Here is a 15,384-nt window from a genome sequence, read left to right on the forward strand (position 1 = left end):
CGATGACGATCGCCATGCTGATGGCCAACACCGCCATCGCCGCCCATCGCAAGGCAGGCAGGACGCCGCCGACGTTTTGAACGGGCTTCAGATCTCCAGATGACCTAAAGCTGTCGCGTGAATCGCTCTTCACGCGGCAAGCTTTAGGTTGTTGTTTTTTCATGCATGTCGTTTCCTGCACACTTTTGCGCAACATGCATTCGCCCGCTCGCAAGCGATGCTTGACGCATAAAAAATTGTTCCTAGTTCCCACTTGGAGCAGGTTTGCAGCGGTTTCCGCTTGCAGCCTTAAGTTTTACAATTAACCTGACCCTGAGCGTCACGGGAAAGGATCCGTTGATAAGCGCTTTGGGAGGAGCGCTGTCGTATCGGATTTCGACGCCGGGGAGTTGTGGGAGGTCAATAGAATGAAGAAGCGATTTCTGATGAGCGCTGCCGTCATCCTGATGATGGCGGGGAGCGTTGCCGCTGCGGATCTGAAGTTCGCCCCTGGCCAAGATTCGCGGTTCAACTGGAAAAGTTATGATGACTTCAAGGCCGCCCATGCGGATCTGAAGGGCGAGACGATGACCATCTTCGGGCCATGGCGCGGTGAGGATGAAGCCCTCTTCCGCAGCGTGCTTGCCTATTTTACCGAAGCGACGGGCGTAGACGCCAAATATTCGTCCTCTGAGAACTATGAGCAGCAGATCGTGATCGATACCCAGGCCGGTTCTCCGCCAAACGTCGCGATCCTTCCGCAGCCGGGTCTTCTCGCCGATCTCGCCAGTAAAGGTCTGCTCGTCCCCCTCGGAGACGATGTCGAGAACTGGATCAAGGAAAATTACGGTGCCGGCCAGTCCTGGGTCGATCTCGGTATCTACAAGGGCAAGGATGGAAATCCTGCCTTTTTTGCCTTTCCCTATAAGGCGGACGTCAAGTCGCTGGTCTGGTATGTGCCGGAGAATTTCGAGGAGGCCGGCTACAAGGTGCCGACCACCATGGAGGAGCTCTTCAAGCTCACCGACCAGATCGTGGCTGATGGCGGCGTTCCCTGGTGCATCGGTCTCGGTTCGGGTGGAGCGACGGGCTGGCCTGCGACCGACTGGGTCGAGGATCTGATGCTGCGCATGCAGCCGCCGGAAGCCTACGACAAATGGACCAGAAACGAGCTGAAATTCAACGATCCGTCCGTGGTCGCAGCCATCGAGGAGTTCGGCAAATTCGCGAAGAACAAGGATTACGTCGACGGTGGCGTGGCGGCGGTTGCCTCTACCGATTTCCGCGACAGTCCGAAGGGTCTCTTCTCTGTGCCGCCGAAATGTTATCTGCACCATCAGGCATCCTTCATCCCGTCCTTCTTCCCGACGGATGTGAAGCTTGGAGAGGACGCCGACTTCTTCTACATGCCGACTTACGCGTCGCATCCCGAGCTCGGCAAGCCGGTTCTCGGCGCTGGAACGTTCGTCACGATCACCAAGGACTCGAAGCCCGCCCGTGCCTTCATCGATTTCCTCAAGACGCCGATCGCTCATGAAGTGTGGATGGCGCAATCGAGTTTCCTGACGCCGTACAAGGGGGTCAACGTCGACGCCTATGCCAATGATCAGCTCAAGAAGGAAGGCGAGATCCTTACGTCAGCGACGACTTTCCGCTTCGACGGCTCTGATCTCATGCCGGGTAAGATCGGCGCAGGGGCCTTCTGGAGCGGAATGGTCGATTTCGTTGGCGGCAAGTCCGCGCAGCAGGCCGCAGATGAGATCCAGAACGCCTGGGACGCAATCAAATAATCTTGCTCGACAGCCCGTACCGCCGGTCCGACCGGCGGTACGGGTGATCGCGAATGATCGGGTGGTATAAGCCCGGCCATGGCGAATGCCGTGGCATCGGCCGTCGACTGAAACTCACTGGTCCCGTCAATGGGAACAGAAGCGCGGGGAGAATTGCATGCTGGCGCAGATCGTTTCGGCCATCGCTGTCGTGGTCCTCGGTGTTTTCGCCTGTGCTGCCTATTACCTGCTTTCCAACAAGCTCCTGGATATCGTCTTTCCTGCGAAGGATGATGACATCAAGATCGCCTCGCGCAACCTTCGCCGTCGAGCCATGATCCGGCCATGGCTTTTTCTTGGCCCGGCCCTGTTCCTGCTCGTGGTCTATCTCGTCTATCCTGTCGTCGCGACCCTCATCCTCTCCTTTTATAATCGTGCCGGAAATGAGTTCGTCGGCCTTTCGAACTATGGCTGGGCGATCAATGACCGGGAGTTCCGCCAGTCGATCTTCAACAATATACTATGGCTCGCCGTTGCCCCTGCCGCATGCACATTTTTCGGTTTGGTCATCGCCGTTTTGACGGACCGCATCTGGTGGGGCAACATGGCCAAGAGCATCGTCTTCATGCCGATGGCGATCTCCTTCGTTGGCGCCTCCGTTATCTGGAAATTCATCTACGAATATCGCGGTCAGAGCGAGACGCAGATTGGGTTGCTGAACGCCATCGTCCAGTTCTTCGGCGGAACGCCTCAGGTCTGGTTATCCATACCCCTCTGGAACAACTTCTTCCTGATGGTCATCCTCATCTGGATTCAGACGGGTTTCGCGATGGTCATTCTCTCCGCGGCGCTGCGTGGCATTCCGGAGGAGACGATCGAGGCGGCCGTCCTCGACGGCGCCAATGGCTGGCAGATCTTCTGGAAGATCATGGTGCCGCAGATCTGGGGCACGATAGCGGTGGTCTGGACGACGATCACGATCCTCGTGCTGAAGGTCTTCGATATCGTCCTCACCATGACCAATGGCCAATGGGGAACCATGGTGCTGGCCAATCTGATGTTCGACTGGATGTTCCGCGGCGGCGGCGATTCGGGCCGCAGCGCCGTCATCGCCATCGTGATCCTTCTCGCCGTCACCCCCATCATGGTCTGGAACATCCGCAGGGCCAACCGGCAAATGGGAGAACGGTAGATGACGCTCGCACAACGTCTTTCCCGCATCGGCCCGGCGCGCCTCCTTGTCCATCTGGCAGTCCTCGTGATCGTCGTCATCTGGCTGGTTCCGACGCTTGGCATCTTCGTCAGCGCGGTGCGCGACAAGGATCAGATCGTGGCTTCCGGCTGGTGGACCGCCTTTGCAGGTTCGTCGCAGACCATCGCGGTGCGTCTGGCGCCGGCGGAACAGCAGAAACAGGAGGGTGGCAGCTCCGTCATTTCAGGTTCCGTCCTCGATGGCGGCAGCGGAAGGACCGTGCAGGCCTTCGGTGTCCGTGTCCAGCAACCATCGGCGTTCGGCGCAGGTGAAACAGCCGATATCGGCGACGGCGAGACGCTGACGATCAACGAGGATGGCAGCTACCGCTATATGAAGAATACGCCCTTCGAAGACACTCGCGGCAAACGCGTCTATCTAACCGTGTCGGCCCCGCCGCAATTTACGCTCGAAAATTACAGGACCGTCCTGACCGGTGAAGGCATAGGGCAGTCCTTCCTCAATTCGCTGACTGTCGCGATCCCCTCGACCATCATTCCGATCCTGATAGCCGCCTTCGCGGCCTATGCGCTGGCCTGGATGGATTTCCCCGGAAGGACGCTGCTGATCGCTCTGATCGTCGGCCTTCTCGTCGTACCCCTGCAAATGACGCTGATCCCGCTTCTGCGAATGTACAACGAGATCGGCACCTATTTCGGCGTTCCATCGAAGACCTATGCCGGCATATGGGCGGCGCATACCGCTTTCGGAATGCCTCTCGCCATCTACCTCCTGCGCAATTATATCGCCGGGCTGCCGAAGGAGATTATCGAATCCGCGCGCGTGGATGGCGCCGGCGACTTTGAGATCTTCGTTCGCATCGTTCTTCCTCTTTCCATCCCGGCGCTGGCGTCCTTCGCGATTTTCCAGTTCCTGTGGGTTTGGAACGATCTGCTTGTCGCCATTGTCTTCCTTGGCACGAACCGGGATCAGCTCGTGTTGACCGGCGCCCTTAACGCGCTCCTCGGTTCGCGCGGCGGCAACTGGGAAATCCTGACGGCATCGGCCTTCGTATCCATCATCGTGCCGCTATTCGTCTTCTTCGGTCTGCAGCGTTACCTTGTCCGCGGTCTTTTGGCCGGATCGGTCAAGGGTGGCTGACGATCTCTGACATGATAACAGGAAAAATGAATGAGCCTTGCTTCGCAATCCGTTTTGAGCCCCGACAAGGACTGGTGGCGTGGTGCGGTGATCTATCAGATCTATCCGCGTTCCTATCAGGATTCCAATGGTGACGGTGTCGGCGACCTGAGGGGCATCGCCGCGCGTATGCCCCATGTCGCAGCGCTCGGCGTCGATGCGATCTGGATATCGCCCTTCTTCACCTCGCCCATGCGTGATTTTGGCTACGATGTCGCAGATTATGAAAACGTCGACGCGCTTTTCGGCACGCTCGTGGATTTCGACACGCTGATCGTCGAAGCCCATCGTCTCGGCATTCGAGTGCTCATCGATCTGGTCATCTCGCACAGTTCTGATCAGCATCCCTGGTTTATCGAGAGCCGGTCCAGCAAGAACAATCCAAAGGCCGATTGGTATGTCTGGGCCGATGCCAAGCCCGACGGAACGCCCCCAAGCAACTGGCTGTCCATCTTCGGTGGCTCTGCCTGGGCATGGGATCCGACCCGCATGCAGTATTATCTGCACAACTTCCTGAGTTCACAGCCGGACCTCAACCTTCACAATCCGGAGGTTCAGGACCGCTTGCTGGAAATCGTGCGTTTCTGGCTGAATCGCGGCGTCGATGGCTTCCGCCTGGATACGATCAATTTCTATTTTCACGACAAGCTCTTGCGCGACAATCCGGCACTTGAGCCGGCACGGCGCAACGCTTCCACGGCTCCGGCCGTCAATCCCTATAATTTTCAGGAACATATCTACGACAAGAACAGACCTGAAAATCTCGAATTCCTGAAGCGTCTCCGTTCGGTTTTGGAAGAGTTTCCGGCGATCACCGCAGTCGGCGAGGTCGGCGACAGTCAGCGCGGGCTTGAGATCGTCGGCGAATACACGTCCGGAAACGACAAAATGCATATGTGCTATGCCTTTGAGTTTCTGGCGCCCGACCCGCTTACACCCGAGCGTGTGGAAGACGTGATGGAGGATTTCGCCGCTGCCGCGCCCGACGGTTGGGCCTGCTGGGCCTTTTCGAACCATGACGTCATACGCCATGTCAGCCGTTGGGGTACATTGGTCGCCGATCGGGACGCATTCGCCAAGCAGTATGCGGCACTTCTGATGACGCTGCGGGGCTCCGTCTGCCTCTTTCAGGGCGAGGAACTGGGGCTTACCGAGGCCGATCTCGCCTATCAGGATCTGCGGGATCCCTACGGCATTCAGTTCTGGCCGGAATACAAGGGGCGGGACGGTTGCCGCACGCCCATGGTCTGGGATGCGCAGGTCGCGCAGGGAGGCTTCTCGACCGTGACGCCATGGTTGCCGGTGCCGGTGGAACATATTCTGCGGGCAGTCAGCGTTCAGCAGGGTGACGAAAACTCGGTGCTGGAGCACTACCGACGTTTCATCGCTTTCCGCAAGCAGCATCCGGCGTTTGCAAAGGGAACGATCGAATTCGAGTACCCACAGGACGAGGTGCTGCTATTCAAGCGCGAATTCGCGGGCGAAAAGCTCCTTTGCGTTTTCAATATGAGCCCGGTTGAACGCAGTGTGGTCCTGCCGGCGGGAGATTGGCAGGCGCTTTCGGGTCACGGTTTCATCAGCGACAATTACGGCGACAGGATCGATATTCCGGCATGGGGCGCGTATTTCGCCCGGCTTGCCTGACATTTTGGTAGGAGCGATGAAATGACGGGCCTTGTTCTCAAAGATATTCGCAAATCCTACGGCTCAATGGAGGTGCTGCATGGGATCGACCTGGAGATAGGGCAGGGGGAGTTCATCGTCTTCGTCGGCCCCTCCGGCTGCGGCAAGTCAACCCTCCTGCGCATGATCGCCGGTCTTGAAAATATAACGGGCGGGCAGATGGTAATCGGCGGACAATTGGTCAACGATATCCCGCCGGCAAAGCGCGGCATCGCCATGGTCTTCCAGTCCTACGCGCTCTATCCCCATATGACCGTCTATGACAACATGGCTTTCGGCATGCGCATCGCGGGCGAAAGCAGGGACGAGATTGACCGGCGCGTCCGCGCGGCCGCCGAAACGCTCCAGCTCTCGCAATTTCTGGGGCGCCTGCCGCGAGCCCTTTCCGGCGGCCAGCGTCAGCGCGTGGCCATCGGCCGTGCCATTTGCCGCAATCCGAAGGTCTTTCTCTTCGATGAGCCTCTGTCGAATCTTGATGCGGCACTGCGTGTCGCCACCCGCATCGAGATCGCAAGGTTGAGTGAGTCGATGCCGGATACGACGATGATATACGTCACGCACGACCAGGTGGAGGCCATGACGCTCGCCGACCGCATCGTCGTGCTGTCGTCCGGCCGCATCGAGCAGGTCGGCGCGCCCTTGGAGCTTTACGAGCGCCCGGCCAATCTCTTTGTTGCGAAGTTCATCGGCTCTCCGGCGATGAACATCTTTCCGGCGACGATTACGCAGACTGGAGACGCAACGACGGTCGCGCTCGAAAGCGGCAGGTCTGTGATGCTCGACATTCCGACCGCAGCATCGGAACAGGGAAAGACTGTGAGCCTGGGTGTCCGGCCGGAGGATCTGCGAGTATCGACCGCGGAAGACTATCTTTTCGAGGGGGAGGTTTTGATCGTCGAGGCGCTGGGCGAAGTGACGATGCTCTATGTCGGTGGTGTGCTCCAGGGCGAGCCGGTCAGTGTGAAACTGCAGGGCATTGTCGATGCGAAGAAGCACCAGACGATGCGCTTTGCGGCAGACCGCAGCAAGCTGCATCTCTTCGATGCGGCAGGGCAGTCCTACCGCAAATAATCCCCCTTTTTTGGGCCGGCTTCGGCGCTCTGGAAAAGGGCGGCTTCTACTTTCTGTTAAATTTCACCTGCTAGTGTTTGGAGGGACAGGCAAGCATAAAGGAAGAGTATCATGGGCGCGTCCAGCCACTTTCTGAACAAGGAAGAGTCCTTCATGTACGACCGCGAGGGTCGGTTCAAGATGGAGGATACGATGAACGCGGCGCGCATCGAATACACGGAAAAGGGTGTCATGAACATGGCATCCCGGCGTTGCGATATCATCCGCATCTCGGTTAGCGGGGCGATCCTGGCGATCTTGACCCAGTTCAACCTGCCAAAGCAGTTCTATCTCGATATTCCGGATGCCCGCATCATGAAGGTCGGCTGCATGCTGATGAAGGTCAACGCCAACAATACGATCGAGGTGCGTTTCCTGCGTCTTTTGACGCAGAAGGAGATGAACAAGATCTTCGTCTACAGCACCCATCCGGCCCATCGCGACCGCGTTCTGGACATCCGCGCCTAGTCTAGGAAAAGGTCGAGGTTAACGCGATCTATCTGTGAACACTAACCTTCTTCCGTCCGTCCAGTCGTCTATCTTTAAAGGCTCTGAAACGAGAGCGAATGCCTTGTCCCGAGTGACGAGGATCGCGTCGGTTGCGACGGCATGAGCAGCAATCATCATGTCAAGGGGCGCCAGGGTAACTCCTTTCGCCTCACAGGCGGCTCGCAGATCGCCATAGGTTCGCGTGCCATCGCGATCCCAGGGGAGCACATCGACCCGCAGCAGGAATTGCCTGACCCGAACAAACGCGCACGTGGGCTTGCAGATTGTGACAGGTGTGAAGTCGCTGGACGGATCGACAGGTGCTGCCAGCCCGCCGCGCTAATTGTTGCAAATCGATTTGCAAAACGATTTGCACATCGATTTTTAATATGATTTTATTCGTTTCATGAGCACGATCGCAAAGGTAGCAAAAAGAGCAGGGGTGTCGCCGACCACGGTCTCGCACGTCCTCAACCACGCAGATAGGGTCTCTCATTCGCTTCGCGAACGCGTTCTGGCCGCCATAGACGAACTTGGATACGTACCGAACCCTCAGGCCCAGAGCCTGAGAACGGGACGCACCAATCTCGTCGCGATGCTAATCCCGGATATCCGCAACCCGTTTTATCCCGAGCTCGTCAAGACGGCTCAATCGGAGCTGGAGGCGGTCGGCCTGGATATGCTGATCTTCAACACCGACGTTCCCGGCGGGCACTCGCAGGAACACGGTCGCGAATACATGCGACAGATCCGCAACCGCCGGATCGATGGTCTGATCGTCGGCGATTTCGCGTTGCACGGAATGCATGACGCCTTGATTGACATCGATATTCCAACCGTCTTCATCGGCGACTTGCCAAATCAGGCAGTCGACAATCTGAAGCTCGACGATTTCGGCGGTGGTCGGCTGATGGGGGAATATCTTGCATCCAAGGGCCACAGGCGGGTAGCGCATGTGACCGGACCATCCTTCTTTGCCGAGGCGATGGCACGTGCTGCGGGCTTCGAACAAGGATTGCGCAACGGCGGCGTCGACCCGATCGACGACCTTCGATTCGAGGGGACTTACCTAGGCCCTTCGGGCCAGGCGGCGGTCGAGTGGCTTCTCGACCGTCATGCGGGCGCCTTGCCCTCAGTGGTGTTTTTTGCAAACTTCCTGATGGCTTCGGCCGCGCTCGCCGAATTTTATGACCGAGGGATCAGCATCCCCCGTGACATGGCGGTGGCCGTCTTCGGCGATCAGACGCAGCTCGAATATGTCAGGCCGAGGTTGACTCGGGTCGGTCGCTCGCCGTCGGCGCTGGCTGAGCGCGCCACCGCCATGCTGCTTGAGCGTCTTTCTGGAAGATATGACGGGCCCCCGCGCTCGGAGGTCATCTCCTGCAATCTTCAGCCCTTCGATACCGCATGAGGAATTGCTTCACGCGGGCCGGATGAGGAGCCGGATCCGCCAGGTCATTATGGGAGGAAAGAAATGACTGACACCAAGAACGAACGACATGGTATTTCGCGCCGCCAGCTGATCAAGCGAGGTGCGCTGCTCGCCGGAACCGGCGTCGCTGCCGGCCTAACCGGCTTTCCGCACATTAATCGACTGGTGGTGCGTGCCCAGGATGCACCCCTGAAGTTCTGGCAGTTCTACGCTCCGGGCGGTCAGGTTGCTAGCCAAGTCGACTGGTTCACGAAGATGATCGCTGATTGGAATGACAGCCACGATCAGAAGGTCGAACTCGAATACGTTCCGAATGCCGAATACATCAATGGCCCAAAGCTCGCGACATCCTTCGCCTCCGGCGAAGGGCCCGATGTCTTTCTCATCTCCCCCGGCGATTTCCTTCGCTATTACAACGGCGGCGTCCTGCAGGACCTGACGCCTCACATCGATGATGCGACAAAGGCGGACTTCCCTGAAAGCGTGATCGCCAACCGCATGGTCGACGGCAAGATCTACGGCATCCCGATGGAAGTCGAACCGATGGCCATGTACTACTCGGTCAAGGCATTCGAGGAAGCCGGGCTCAACGAGAACGACATCCCGAAGACCTGGGACGAATTGCTGGAAGTTGCCAAAAAGCTGACGACGCCAAATCGGTATGGCGTTCTGTTCGAAACCCAGCCGGGCTACTATCAGAACTTCACCTGGTACCCCTTCCTTTGGCAAGGCGGCGGTGAGTTCCAAGCAAAGGATGGCAAGAGCGCGTTTGACTCACCGGCGACTGTGCAGGCGCTCAAATTCTGGCAAGATGCCGTCAAGAGTGGCGCTGCGCCTCGCCAAGTCCTGGGGAACGGCGCAAACGACACCGTCGCCAACCTTGCCGCCGGTTATTGCGCTATTCAGAACGTCGGCATCTGGGGCATTTCGCAGTTGGCCGGAAATGCCAAGGATTTCGAATACGGAGTCTTCAGGCTGCCGACGCCGGCAAACGGCAAATATGTGACGGTCGGTGGCGGTTGGGCCTTTGTCGCCAATGCCAAGGGCAAGAACCCGGATGCAGCAGCGCAGTTCTGCGCCTGGGCGCTGGCGTCGATGGACAAGGGGTCGGTCCAGCGCGTCGCTGATTGGTGCACCAAGGCAAAATCCGATATGCCGCCGCGCAACACCGCACTCAAGGCAGGTGGCGATGCCTTCGAAAAGGGCAACATCGGAACCTTTGCAAAGAACATCCACCCCGGTACGCGGGCAGAACCACGGGTGCCACCGGAAGTCTACAAGATCATCTCCGACGCCATCCAGCAAACTCAGCTTGGCGGTGCGGATCCGCAGCAGACCGCCAGTGCGGCATCGCAGCAGCTTGACGCGTTCCTCGCTTCCTACAGTGGCGCCCCGATCCTCTAGTCGAACCGGAATCGTCGTGCCCCTTCAAGGCGCACGACGGCCCTGAAGGGATGTTAATGATGGATATGGACACCAAGACAAATCATCGCCGGTCCACGGCACACAAGGGGCTGTCGACCAGGCACCGCGAGTGGATCGCCGGCTACCTTTTCGTCGCGCCCGATGCGATTGGCCTGCTACTGTTTCTCGGGCTGCCGATGGCATTGTCCTTGCTTCTTGCAGTCTACGAGGTCAACGGCTTTGGTGGCTACCGCTTTGTCGGCATGGCGAATTTCGTCAGGATGGCCCACGATCCGCTGTTCTGGTTAGCCGCGCGGGTGACGGCCCTTTATGCGGCGATCCTGGTGCCGCTTCTCTATGGGTGCGGCCTCGGACTTGCGCTTTTGGTTCAAAAGACGAACCGTTTCAATGCGGTCATGCGCTCGATGTTCTTCGCCCCGCACATGGTGAGCCTGGTCGTCGTGGCGTTGGTCTGGCAGTTCATGGTGGTCGACAAGATCGGCGTCATCAACAAGCTCATTCCTTTCCTCGGGATTGGCGGCATTTCCTTTCTCGGCGACCCGCAGTTCGCCTTGCTGACCGTCGTCGTCGTCAGCCTCTGGTTCCTGATGGGCTTCTACATGCTGATCTTTCTCGGCGGCCTGCAGGACATACCTCGGGAATATTATGAGGCTGCGACGATCGACGGCGCTGGCCCGATTGCCTGCTTCTGGTACATCACCTTGCCACTTCTGAAGCCAACGAGTTTCTTCGTTATCATGGTTTCGATGGTCGCAGCCGTCGCCGGTTCGCAAGCCTTCGATATCATTTATGTCATGACCAAGGGCGGTCCGGCCAACTCGACGTCGGTTCTGATCGTCTACATCTATCAGCAGGCTTTTGCGTTCGGCGCATTCGGCTACGCCGCGGCGATGTCGTCGATCCTCGTCGTGGTTCTGATGCTTGTGACGGCAATCTTCTTCGCCATGACGAAGGGAGGGCGCTTCAACTATGAGTAAGGACAGCGGGCACAGCTATTTCTCTCGTTCTCAGGTGACGCTCGTGCACATGGTCTGGATGGCCGTGACGGCGGTGCTGGCACTCATGACGCTCTTTCCTCTTCTATGGATGGTATCGATTGCCTTCAAGACGCCAGCTGAGTCCTTCTCGGCAAACCTTATTCCGTCTCAGCCGACACTCGAAAATTTCACCTATGTGCTGACCGGTGTTCCCTTCGTGCGCTACATGCTGAACAGCTTCTTCGTCTCGGCAACGGTGACTGTCGTTGCGTTGTTCTTCCACACGATGGCCGGTTACGCCCTTGCTCGGTTGCGGTTCCCGGGCCGCGAGATTATCTTCCTTGCGATCTTCTCGACCTTCCTGGTCTCCTTGCCTGTCATCATCGTGCCTTTGTTCGTCATTGTTCGCACGTTGGGCATGCTCAACACCTATGCGGGCCTGATTGTGCCGGCGATCTTCAACGCTTTCGGAATCTTCCTGTTGAGGCAGTACTACCTTTCGCTGCCGCGCGAGATCGAGGAAGCCGCCGTTGTCGATGGCGCCGGTTACTGGCGCATCTATTGGAGCATCATTCTACCGCTTAGCCGCCCGATCATGTCGGCATTGGCGATCCTCTTCTTCCTGGCAAACTGGAATGCCTTCTTGTGGCCGCTGACGATAGCCTCCAAGCCGGATCTCTGGGTCGTTCAGGTTGGCATCGCAAATTTCAAGAGCCAGTATTCCGCCTCGTGGAACTACATGATGGCGGCATCAACCATCGTGGCCATTCCGACACTCGTCCTCTTCATCGTCTTCCAGCGACAGATAATGGATTCGCTGAAGACGAGCGGCCTCAAATAGCTTTTTTATTCTAAAAGGAGACTTCAATGACCCAAGCCGGCATCTCGCCGCTCCGCGGCCTTGCGAAACTGAGAAAGGCCAAAACGCGGCGATTTTCGAGCTATGATCGAACGGGCGGAAACGACGACAGGCTGCATATCGAGCCGGGAAGAACGGTGGTGATCGCGGAGCATGCCGGCGCAGGGATCATTACGCATATCTGGGCAACGCTGGCCTGCGAAAGCGAAAGCTTCCTGCGCAAGATCGTCCTGCGCGCCTATTGGGACGGTGAAACAGATCCGAGCATCGAGGCGCCGATCGGCGACTTCTTTGGCATGGGTCATGGACGGACCGCTAACTATGCCAGCCTGCCGATGCAGGCGAGCCCCGAGGACGGCAAGGCGTTCAATTGCTATTTCCCCATGCCCTTCGCGAGCCACATGAAGTTCACCGTGACGAATGAAGCCGAGGATGATCTACTCTTCTACTACTACGTCGACCTGGAACTGCACGACGAGTTGGAAGAGGGGTTGGGGCGATTCCATGCCCAGTACCGGCAGGCAAGGCCGGAAGGGGAAAGCGAAAGCGGCCTCACCAACGAACAGTTTCTGTTTGGCGGGGAGACGACTGATGGCAAAAGGAACTACACCATTCTCGACGCAGAAGGCCAGGGCCATTATGTCGGCGTGCTCTTCAGCGTCTATTCCCGCCGCCGCTCGGATGTCTGGGATTGGTATGGTGAAGGCGACGACATGATCTTCATTGACGGTGAGCCGGGTATGTCCGTGCCCGACACTATTAGAAAACCGGATCCGCGGATCGGGCCGAAAGCAACGTTGATCGAGCCGCGCGACGTCACTTCGACTGGTGCCAACGATGCCTGGCCACCAACGCTTCACGGAACGGGGACGGAGGATTACTTCAACACGGCCTGGTGCCCGACGCAAGAATACAGTGCACCCTATCACGGCATCATTGCCGCCGGCGGACCGAACTGGACGGAGCCGGTGACGCTCTATCGCTGGCACATTGAAGATCCCGCAATCTTTCAGAAGCAGATCCGTGTGACGATCGAACACGGCCATGCCAACCGGCGGTCGGATGACATTTCTTCCGTAGCCTTCTGGTATCAATCCGAGCCACATATGCCCTTCGAAACGTTGCCAGCCGTCGAAGAGCGTGTGCCGACGTTCCGCCGCCCCTATCAGAACTGGGCCGCGGCTGCGGTGAAAGCTAAAGGTGATGCCGGCTCAGACGCCTAGACCAGAGCAATTCCAGGAAAAATGCGCAGCGGTTTTCCGTCCGCAATTGCGTAAGTCAAAAAGGACAGAAGTGGTTCCGCGGTAAAAAGCTGATCCAGACTGCGTAAAAGAAAACCCCGCGCACTCGATGCTGCGTAGGGTTTTCGTGTGACGCGACGGCCTACTGGAAAAGCACGCTCGCGCCGTGATCGGCAGGGCCTGCCACATGGCGGAACGGGGCGAAGAGTTCGCGTCCCATGCCGAATTCATTCTCCGAAAGATCGGCTTTCACCGGCTCCCGCTCGGCAAGCTCAGCAGCGTCGATCAGCAGTTCCAGCGTTCCCGCCACCGCGTCCAGGCGGATCATATCGCCATCCTGAATCCGGGCGATCGGCCCGCCCTCGACTGCTTCCGGCGTAACGTGAATGGCGGCGGGCACTTTGCCCGAGGCGCCCGACATGCGGCCGTCGGTCAAAAGCGCCACCCGGAAGCCGCGATCCTGCAGCACACCGAGCGATGGCGTCAGCTTGTGCAGCTCCGGCATGCCGTTCGCCTTCGGTCCCTGGAAGCGCACGACGGCAACGAAGTCGCGGTTGAGTTTACCTTGCTTGAAGGCGTCCTGCAGTTCCTGTTGACTATGGAAGACGATTGCCGGCGCCTCTATGACGTGGCGTTCCGGCTTGACCGCCGAAATCTTGATGACGGCTCTGCCGAGATTGCCCCGCAGCATCTTCAGGCCGCCATTTGCCTGGAACGGCTGCTCGATGCTGGCTAGAACCTTGGGATCGGCGCTTTTTTCCGGCGCCGGCTCGCGCAGCACCGTGCCGTTCTCGCCAAGCTTGATATCGACCGTATAGGCTTCGAGACCCTGACCGAAGACGGTGCGCACATCGTCGTGCAGCAGGCCTTGCTTCAGCAGTTCTTTGATCAGAAAGCCCATTCCGCCGGCCGCATGGAAATGGTTCACGTCGGCAAGCCCGTTCGGATAAACGCGGGCGAGCAGCGGCACGATCTCCGACAGCTCGGCAATATCCTGCCATGTCAGGACGATCCCTGCCGCCCGCGCCATGGCGACAAGGTGCAGCGTGTGGTTGGTGGAGCCGCCGGTGGCATGCAGGCCGACGACGCCGTTGACGACCGAGCGTTCGTCGATCATTTCGCCCGCGGGCGTGAATTCATTGCCCATCGCGGTAATGGCGAGCGCACGCTTGGCAGCTTCGCGGGTCAGTGCTTCGCGCAGCGGCGTGCCTGGATTGACGAAGGACGCGCCGGGCAGATGGAAGCCCATGATCTCCATCAGCATCTGGTTCGAGTTCGCCGTGCCGTAGAACGTGCAGGTGCCCGGACCGTGATAGGATTTGGATTCGGCTTCGAGCAGTTCGTCGCGTCCGACCTTGCCTTCGGCATAGAGCTGGCGCACGCGCGATTTCTCGTCGTTAGCAAGGCCCGAGGTCATTGGACCGGCGGGAACGAAGACGGCAGGCAGATGGCCGAAGGAGAGCGCCGCAATGACGAGACCGGGCACGATCTTGTCGCAGACCCCGAGAAAGACGGCTGCATCGAACATGTTGTGCGAGAGGCCGACCCCGGCCGCCATTGCGATCAGATCACGGGAAAAGAGCGAAAGCTCCATGCCCGGCTGGCCCTGGGTCACGCCGTCGCACATCGCGGGAACGCCGCCAGCAACCTGCGCCACGCCGCCGGCTTCATGCGCCGCCTCGCGTATGATTGCCGGATAGGTCTCGAACGGCTGGTGGGCCGAGAGCATGTCGTTGTAGGCGGTGATGATGCCGAGATTGGGGATGTGGTCACCGGCGAGCGCATCCTTCTCGGCGGGGGAACAGATGGCAAATCCGTGCGCGAGATTGGCGCAGCCGAGAACCGAGCGGTGCACACCCTTGGCTGCAGCGTTGCGGACACGTTCGACATAGCGCTCACGCGTTGGTTTCGAGCGTTCGACGATGCGTTTTGTAATCGCGGAAATGCGGGCGTCAGCGGACATGGCAAATCCTGCCTTCTCTTTTTCGCTTGGTATCTGGTTATGGTCGGGCTGGTCCTGAAGCGACG

The 15,384-nt window shown here is 58.6% G+C and carries 12 protein-coding genes and 1 pseudogene; 11 read left to right on the plus strand and 2 right to left on the minus strand.

Going from position 1 to position 15,384, the window contains the following annotated elements; genetic code table 11:
* Positions 1–407: 407 nt before the first annotated feature.
* The 6 genes from AAE029_RS17610 to AAE029_RS17635 all read left to right on the plus strand — a co-directional run bounded on the left by AAE029_RS17610 (position 408) and on the right by AAE029_RS17635 (position 7,401).
* A complete protein-coding gene (locus AAE029_RS17610) occupies positions 408–1,769 on the plus strand; it encodes an ABC transporter substrate-binding protein (RefSeq protein WP_371074173.1) in 1,362 nt (453 codons plus the stop codon).
* Positions 1,770–1,926: 157 nt separating this feature from the next.
* The gene (locus tag AAE029_RS17615; RefSeq protein ID WP_371074174.1) at positions 1,927–2,940 is read left to right on the plus strand and encodes a carbohydrate ABC transporter permease; all 1,014 of its coding nucleotides are present in this window, start codon (positions 1,927–1,929) and stop codon (positions 2,938–2,940) included.
* Positions 2,941–4,101, plus strand: a complete 1,161-nt coding sequence (locus tag AAE029_RS17620; RefSeq protein WP_371074175.1) for a carbohydrate ABC transporter permease — start codon at positions 2,941–2,943, stop codon at positions 4,099–4,101.
* A 30-nt stretch (positions 4,102–4,131) separates the two neighbouring features.
* Positions 4,132–5,784: an alpha-glucosidase gene (locus AAE029_RS17625; RefSeq protein ID WP_371074176.1), complete on the plus strand. Its 1,653-nt coding sequence runs from the start codon at positions 4,132–4,134 to the stop codon at positions 5,782–5,784.
* A 21-nt stretch (positions 5,785–5,805) separates the two neighbouring features.
* Complete coding sequence (locus tag AAE029_RS17630; protein ID WP_371074177.1) at positions 5,806–6,894, plus strand: ABC transporter ATP-binding protein; 1,089 nt, start codon at positions 5,806–5,808, stop codon at positions 6,892–6,894.
* Positions 6,895–7,047: 153 nt separating this feature from the next.
* Positions 7,048–7,401 carry a hypothetical protein gene (locus tag AAE029_RS17635; RefSeq protein ID WP_371074450.1) on the plus strand — a complete coding sequence of 118 codons (354 nt, stop codon included), beginning with the start codon at positions 7,048–7,050 and terminating at the stop codon, positions 7,399–7,401.
* Positions 7,402–7,419: 18 nt separating this feature from the next.
* Here AAE029_RS17635 and AAE029_RS17640 read toward each other — a convergent pair.
* Positions 7,420–7,680, minus strand: a pseudogene (locus AAE029_RS17640) (PIN domain-containing protein); the annotation flags it as partial.
* Between the two features lie 148 nt (positions 7,681–7,828).
* Here AAE029_RS17640 and AAE029_RS17645 point away from each other — a divergent pair.
* The 5 genes from AAE029_RS17645 (at position 7,829) to AAE029_RS17665 (ending at position 13,338) form a co-directional block, all read left to right on the plus strand.
* Entirely contained in the window at positions 7,829–8,833 is a 1,005-nt protein-coding gene (locus AAE029_RS17645) for a LacI family DNA-binding transcriptional regulator (protein WP_371074178.1), read from the plus strand.
* Between the two features lie 63 nt (positions 8,834–8,896).
* A complete protein-coding gene (locus AAE029_RS17650) occupies positions 8,897–10,258 on the plus strand; it encodes a sugar ABC transporter substrate-binding protein (RefSeq protein ID WP_371074179.1) in 1,362 nt (453 codons plus the stop codon).
* A 65-nt stretch (positions 10,259–10,323) separates the two neighbouring features.
* Entirely contained in the window at positions 10,324–11,256 is a 933-nt protein-coding gene (locus AAE029_RS17655) for a carbohydrate ABC transporter permease (RefSeq protein WP_371074451.1), read from the plus strand.
* A complete protein-coding gene (locus AAE029_RS17660; protein WP_371074180.1) occupies positions 11,249–12,097 on the plus strand; it encodes a carbohydrate ABC transporter permease in 849 nt (282 codons plus the stop codon). The genes AAE029_RS17655 and AAE029_RS17660 overlap by 8 nt, the downstream gene beginning before the upstream one ends.
* 26 nt (positions 12,098–12,123) lie before the next feature.
* Complete coding sequence (locus AAE029_RS17665; protein WP_371074181.1) at positions 12,124–13,338, plus strand: glycoside hydrolase family 172 protein; 1,215 nt, start codon at positions 12,124–12,126, stop codon at positions 13,336–13,338.
* 160 nt (positions 13,339–13,498) lie between these two features.
* Here AAE029_RS17665 and edd read toward each other — a convergent pair whose 3' ends face one another.
* Positions 13,499–15,319: a phosphogluconate dehydratase gene (edd, locus tag AAE029_RS17670; protein WP_371074182.1), complete on the minus strand. Its 1,821-nt coding sequence runs from the start codon at positions 15,317–15,319 to the stop codon at positions 13,499–13,501.
* Positions 15,320–15,384 lie beyond the last annotated feature (65 nt).

Source organism: Sinorhizobium sp. CB7, from assembly GCF_041357635.1.
GTDB lineage: Bacteria > Pseudomonadota > Alphaproteobacteria > Rhizobiales > Rhizobiaceae > Rhizobium.

What these genes read in the sequence shown, in the direction of transcription:
- edd (WP_371074182.1), bottom strand. Translation starts at nt 15,319, where the DNA reads ATGTCCGCTGACGCCCGCATTTCCGCGATTACAAAACGCATCGTCGAA.
- AAE029_RS17660 (WP_371074180.1), top strand. Translation starts at nt 11,249, where the DNA reads ATGAGTAAGGACAGCGGGCACAGCTATTTCTCTCGTTCTCAGGTGACG.
- AAE029_RS17615 (WP_371074174.1), top strand. Translation starts at nt 1,927, where the DNA reads ATGCTGGCGCAGATCGTTTCGGCCATCGCTGTCGTGGTCCTCGGTGTT.
- AAE029_RS17630 (WP_371074177.1), top strand. Translation starts at nt 5,806, where the DNA reads ATGACGGGCCTTGTTCTCAAAGATATTCGCAAATCCTACGGCTCAATG.
- AAE029_RS17620 (WP_371074175.1), top strand. Translation starts at nt 2,941, where the DNA reads ATGACGCTCGCACAACGTCTTTCCCGCATCGGCCCGGCGCGCCTCCTT.
- AAE029_RS17645 (WP_371074178.1), top strand. Translation starts at nt 7,829, where the DNA reads ATGAGCACGATCGCAAAGGTAGCAAAAAGAGCAGGGGTGTCGCCGACC.
- AAE029_RS17625 (WP_371074176.1), top strand. Translation starts at nt 4,132, where the DNA reads ATGAGCCTTGCTTCGCAATCCGTTTTGAGCCCCGACAAGGACTGGTGG.
- AAE029_RS17650 (WP_371074179.1), top strand. Translation starts at nt 8,897, where the DNA reads ATGACTGACACCAAGAACGAACGACATGGTATTTCGCGCCGCCAGCTG.
- AAE029_RS17665 (WP_371074181.1), top strand. Translation starts at nt 12,124, where the DNA reads ATGACCCAAGCCGGCATCTCGCCGCTCCGCGGCCTTGCGAAACTGAGA.
- AAE029_RS17655 (WP_371074451.1), top strand. Translation starts at nt 10,324, where the DNA reads ATGGACACCAAGACAAATCATCGCCGGTCCACGGCACACAAGGGGCTG.
- AAE029_RS17610 (WP_371074173.1), top strand. Translation starts at nt 408, where the DNA reads ATGAAGAAGCGATTTCTGATGAGCGCTGCCGTCATCCTGATGATGGCG.
- AAE029_RS17635 (WP_371074450.1), top strand. Translation starts at nt 7,048, where the DNA reads ATGTACGACCGCGAGGGTCGGTTCAAGATGGAGGATACGATGAACGCG.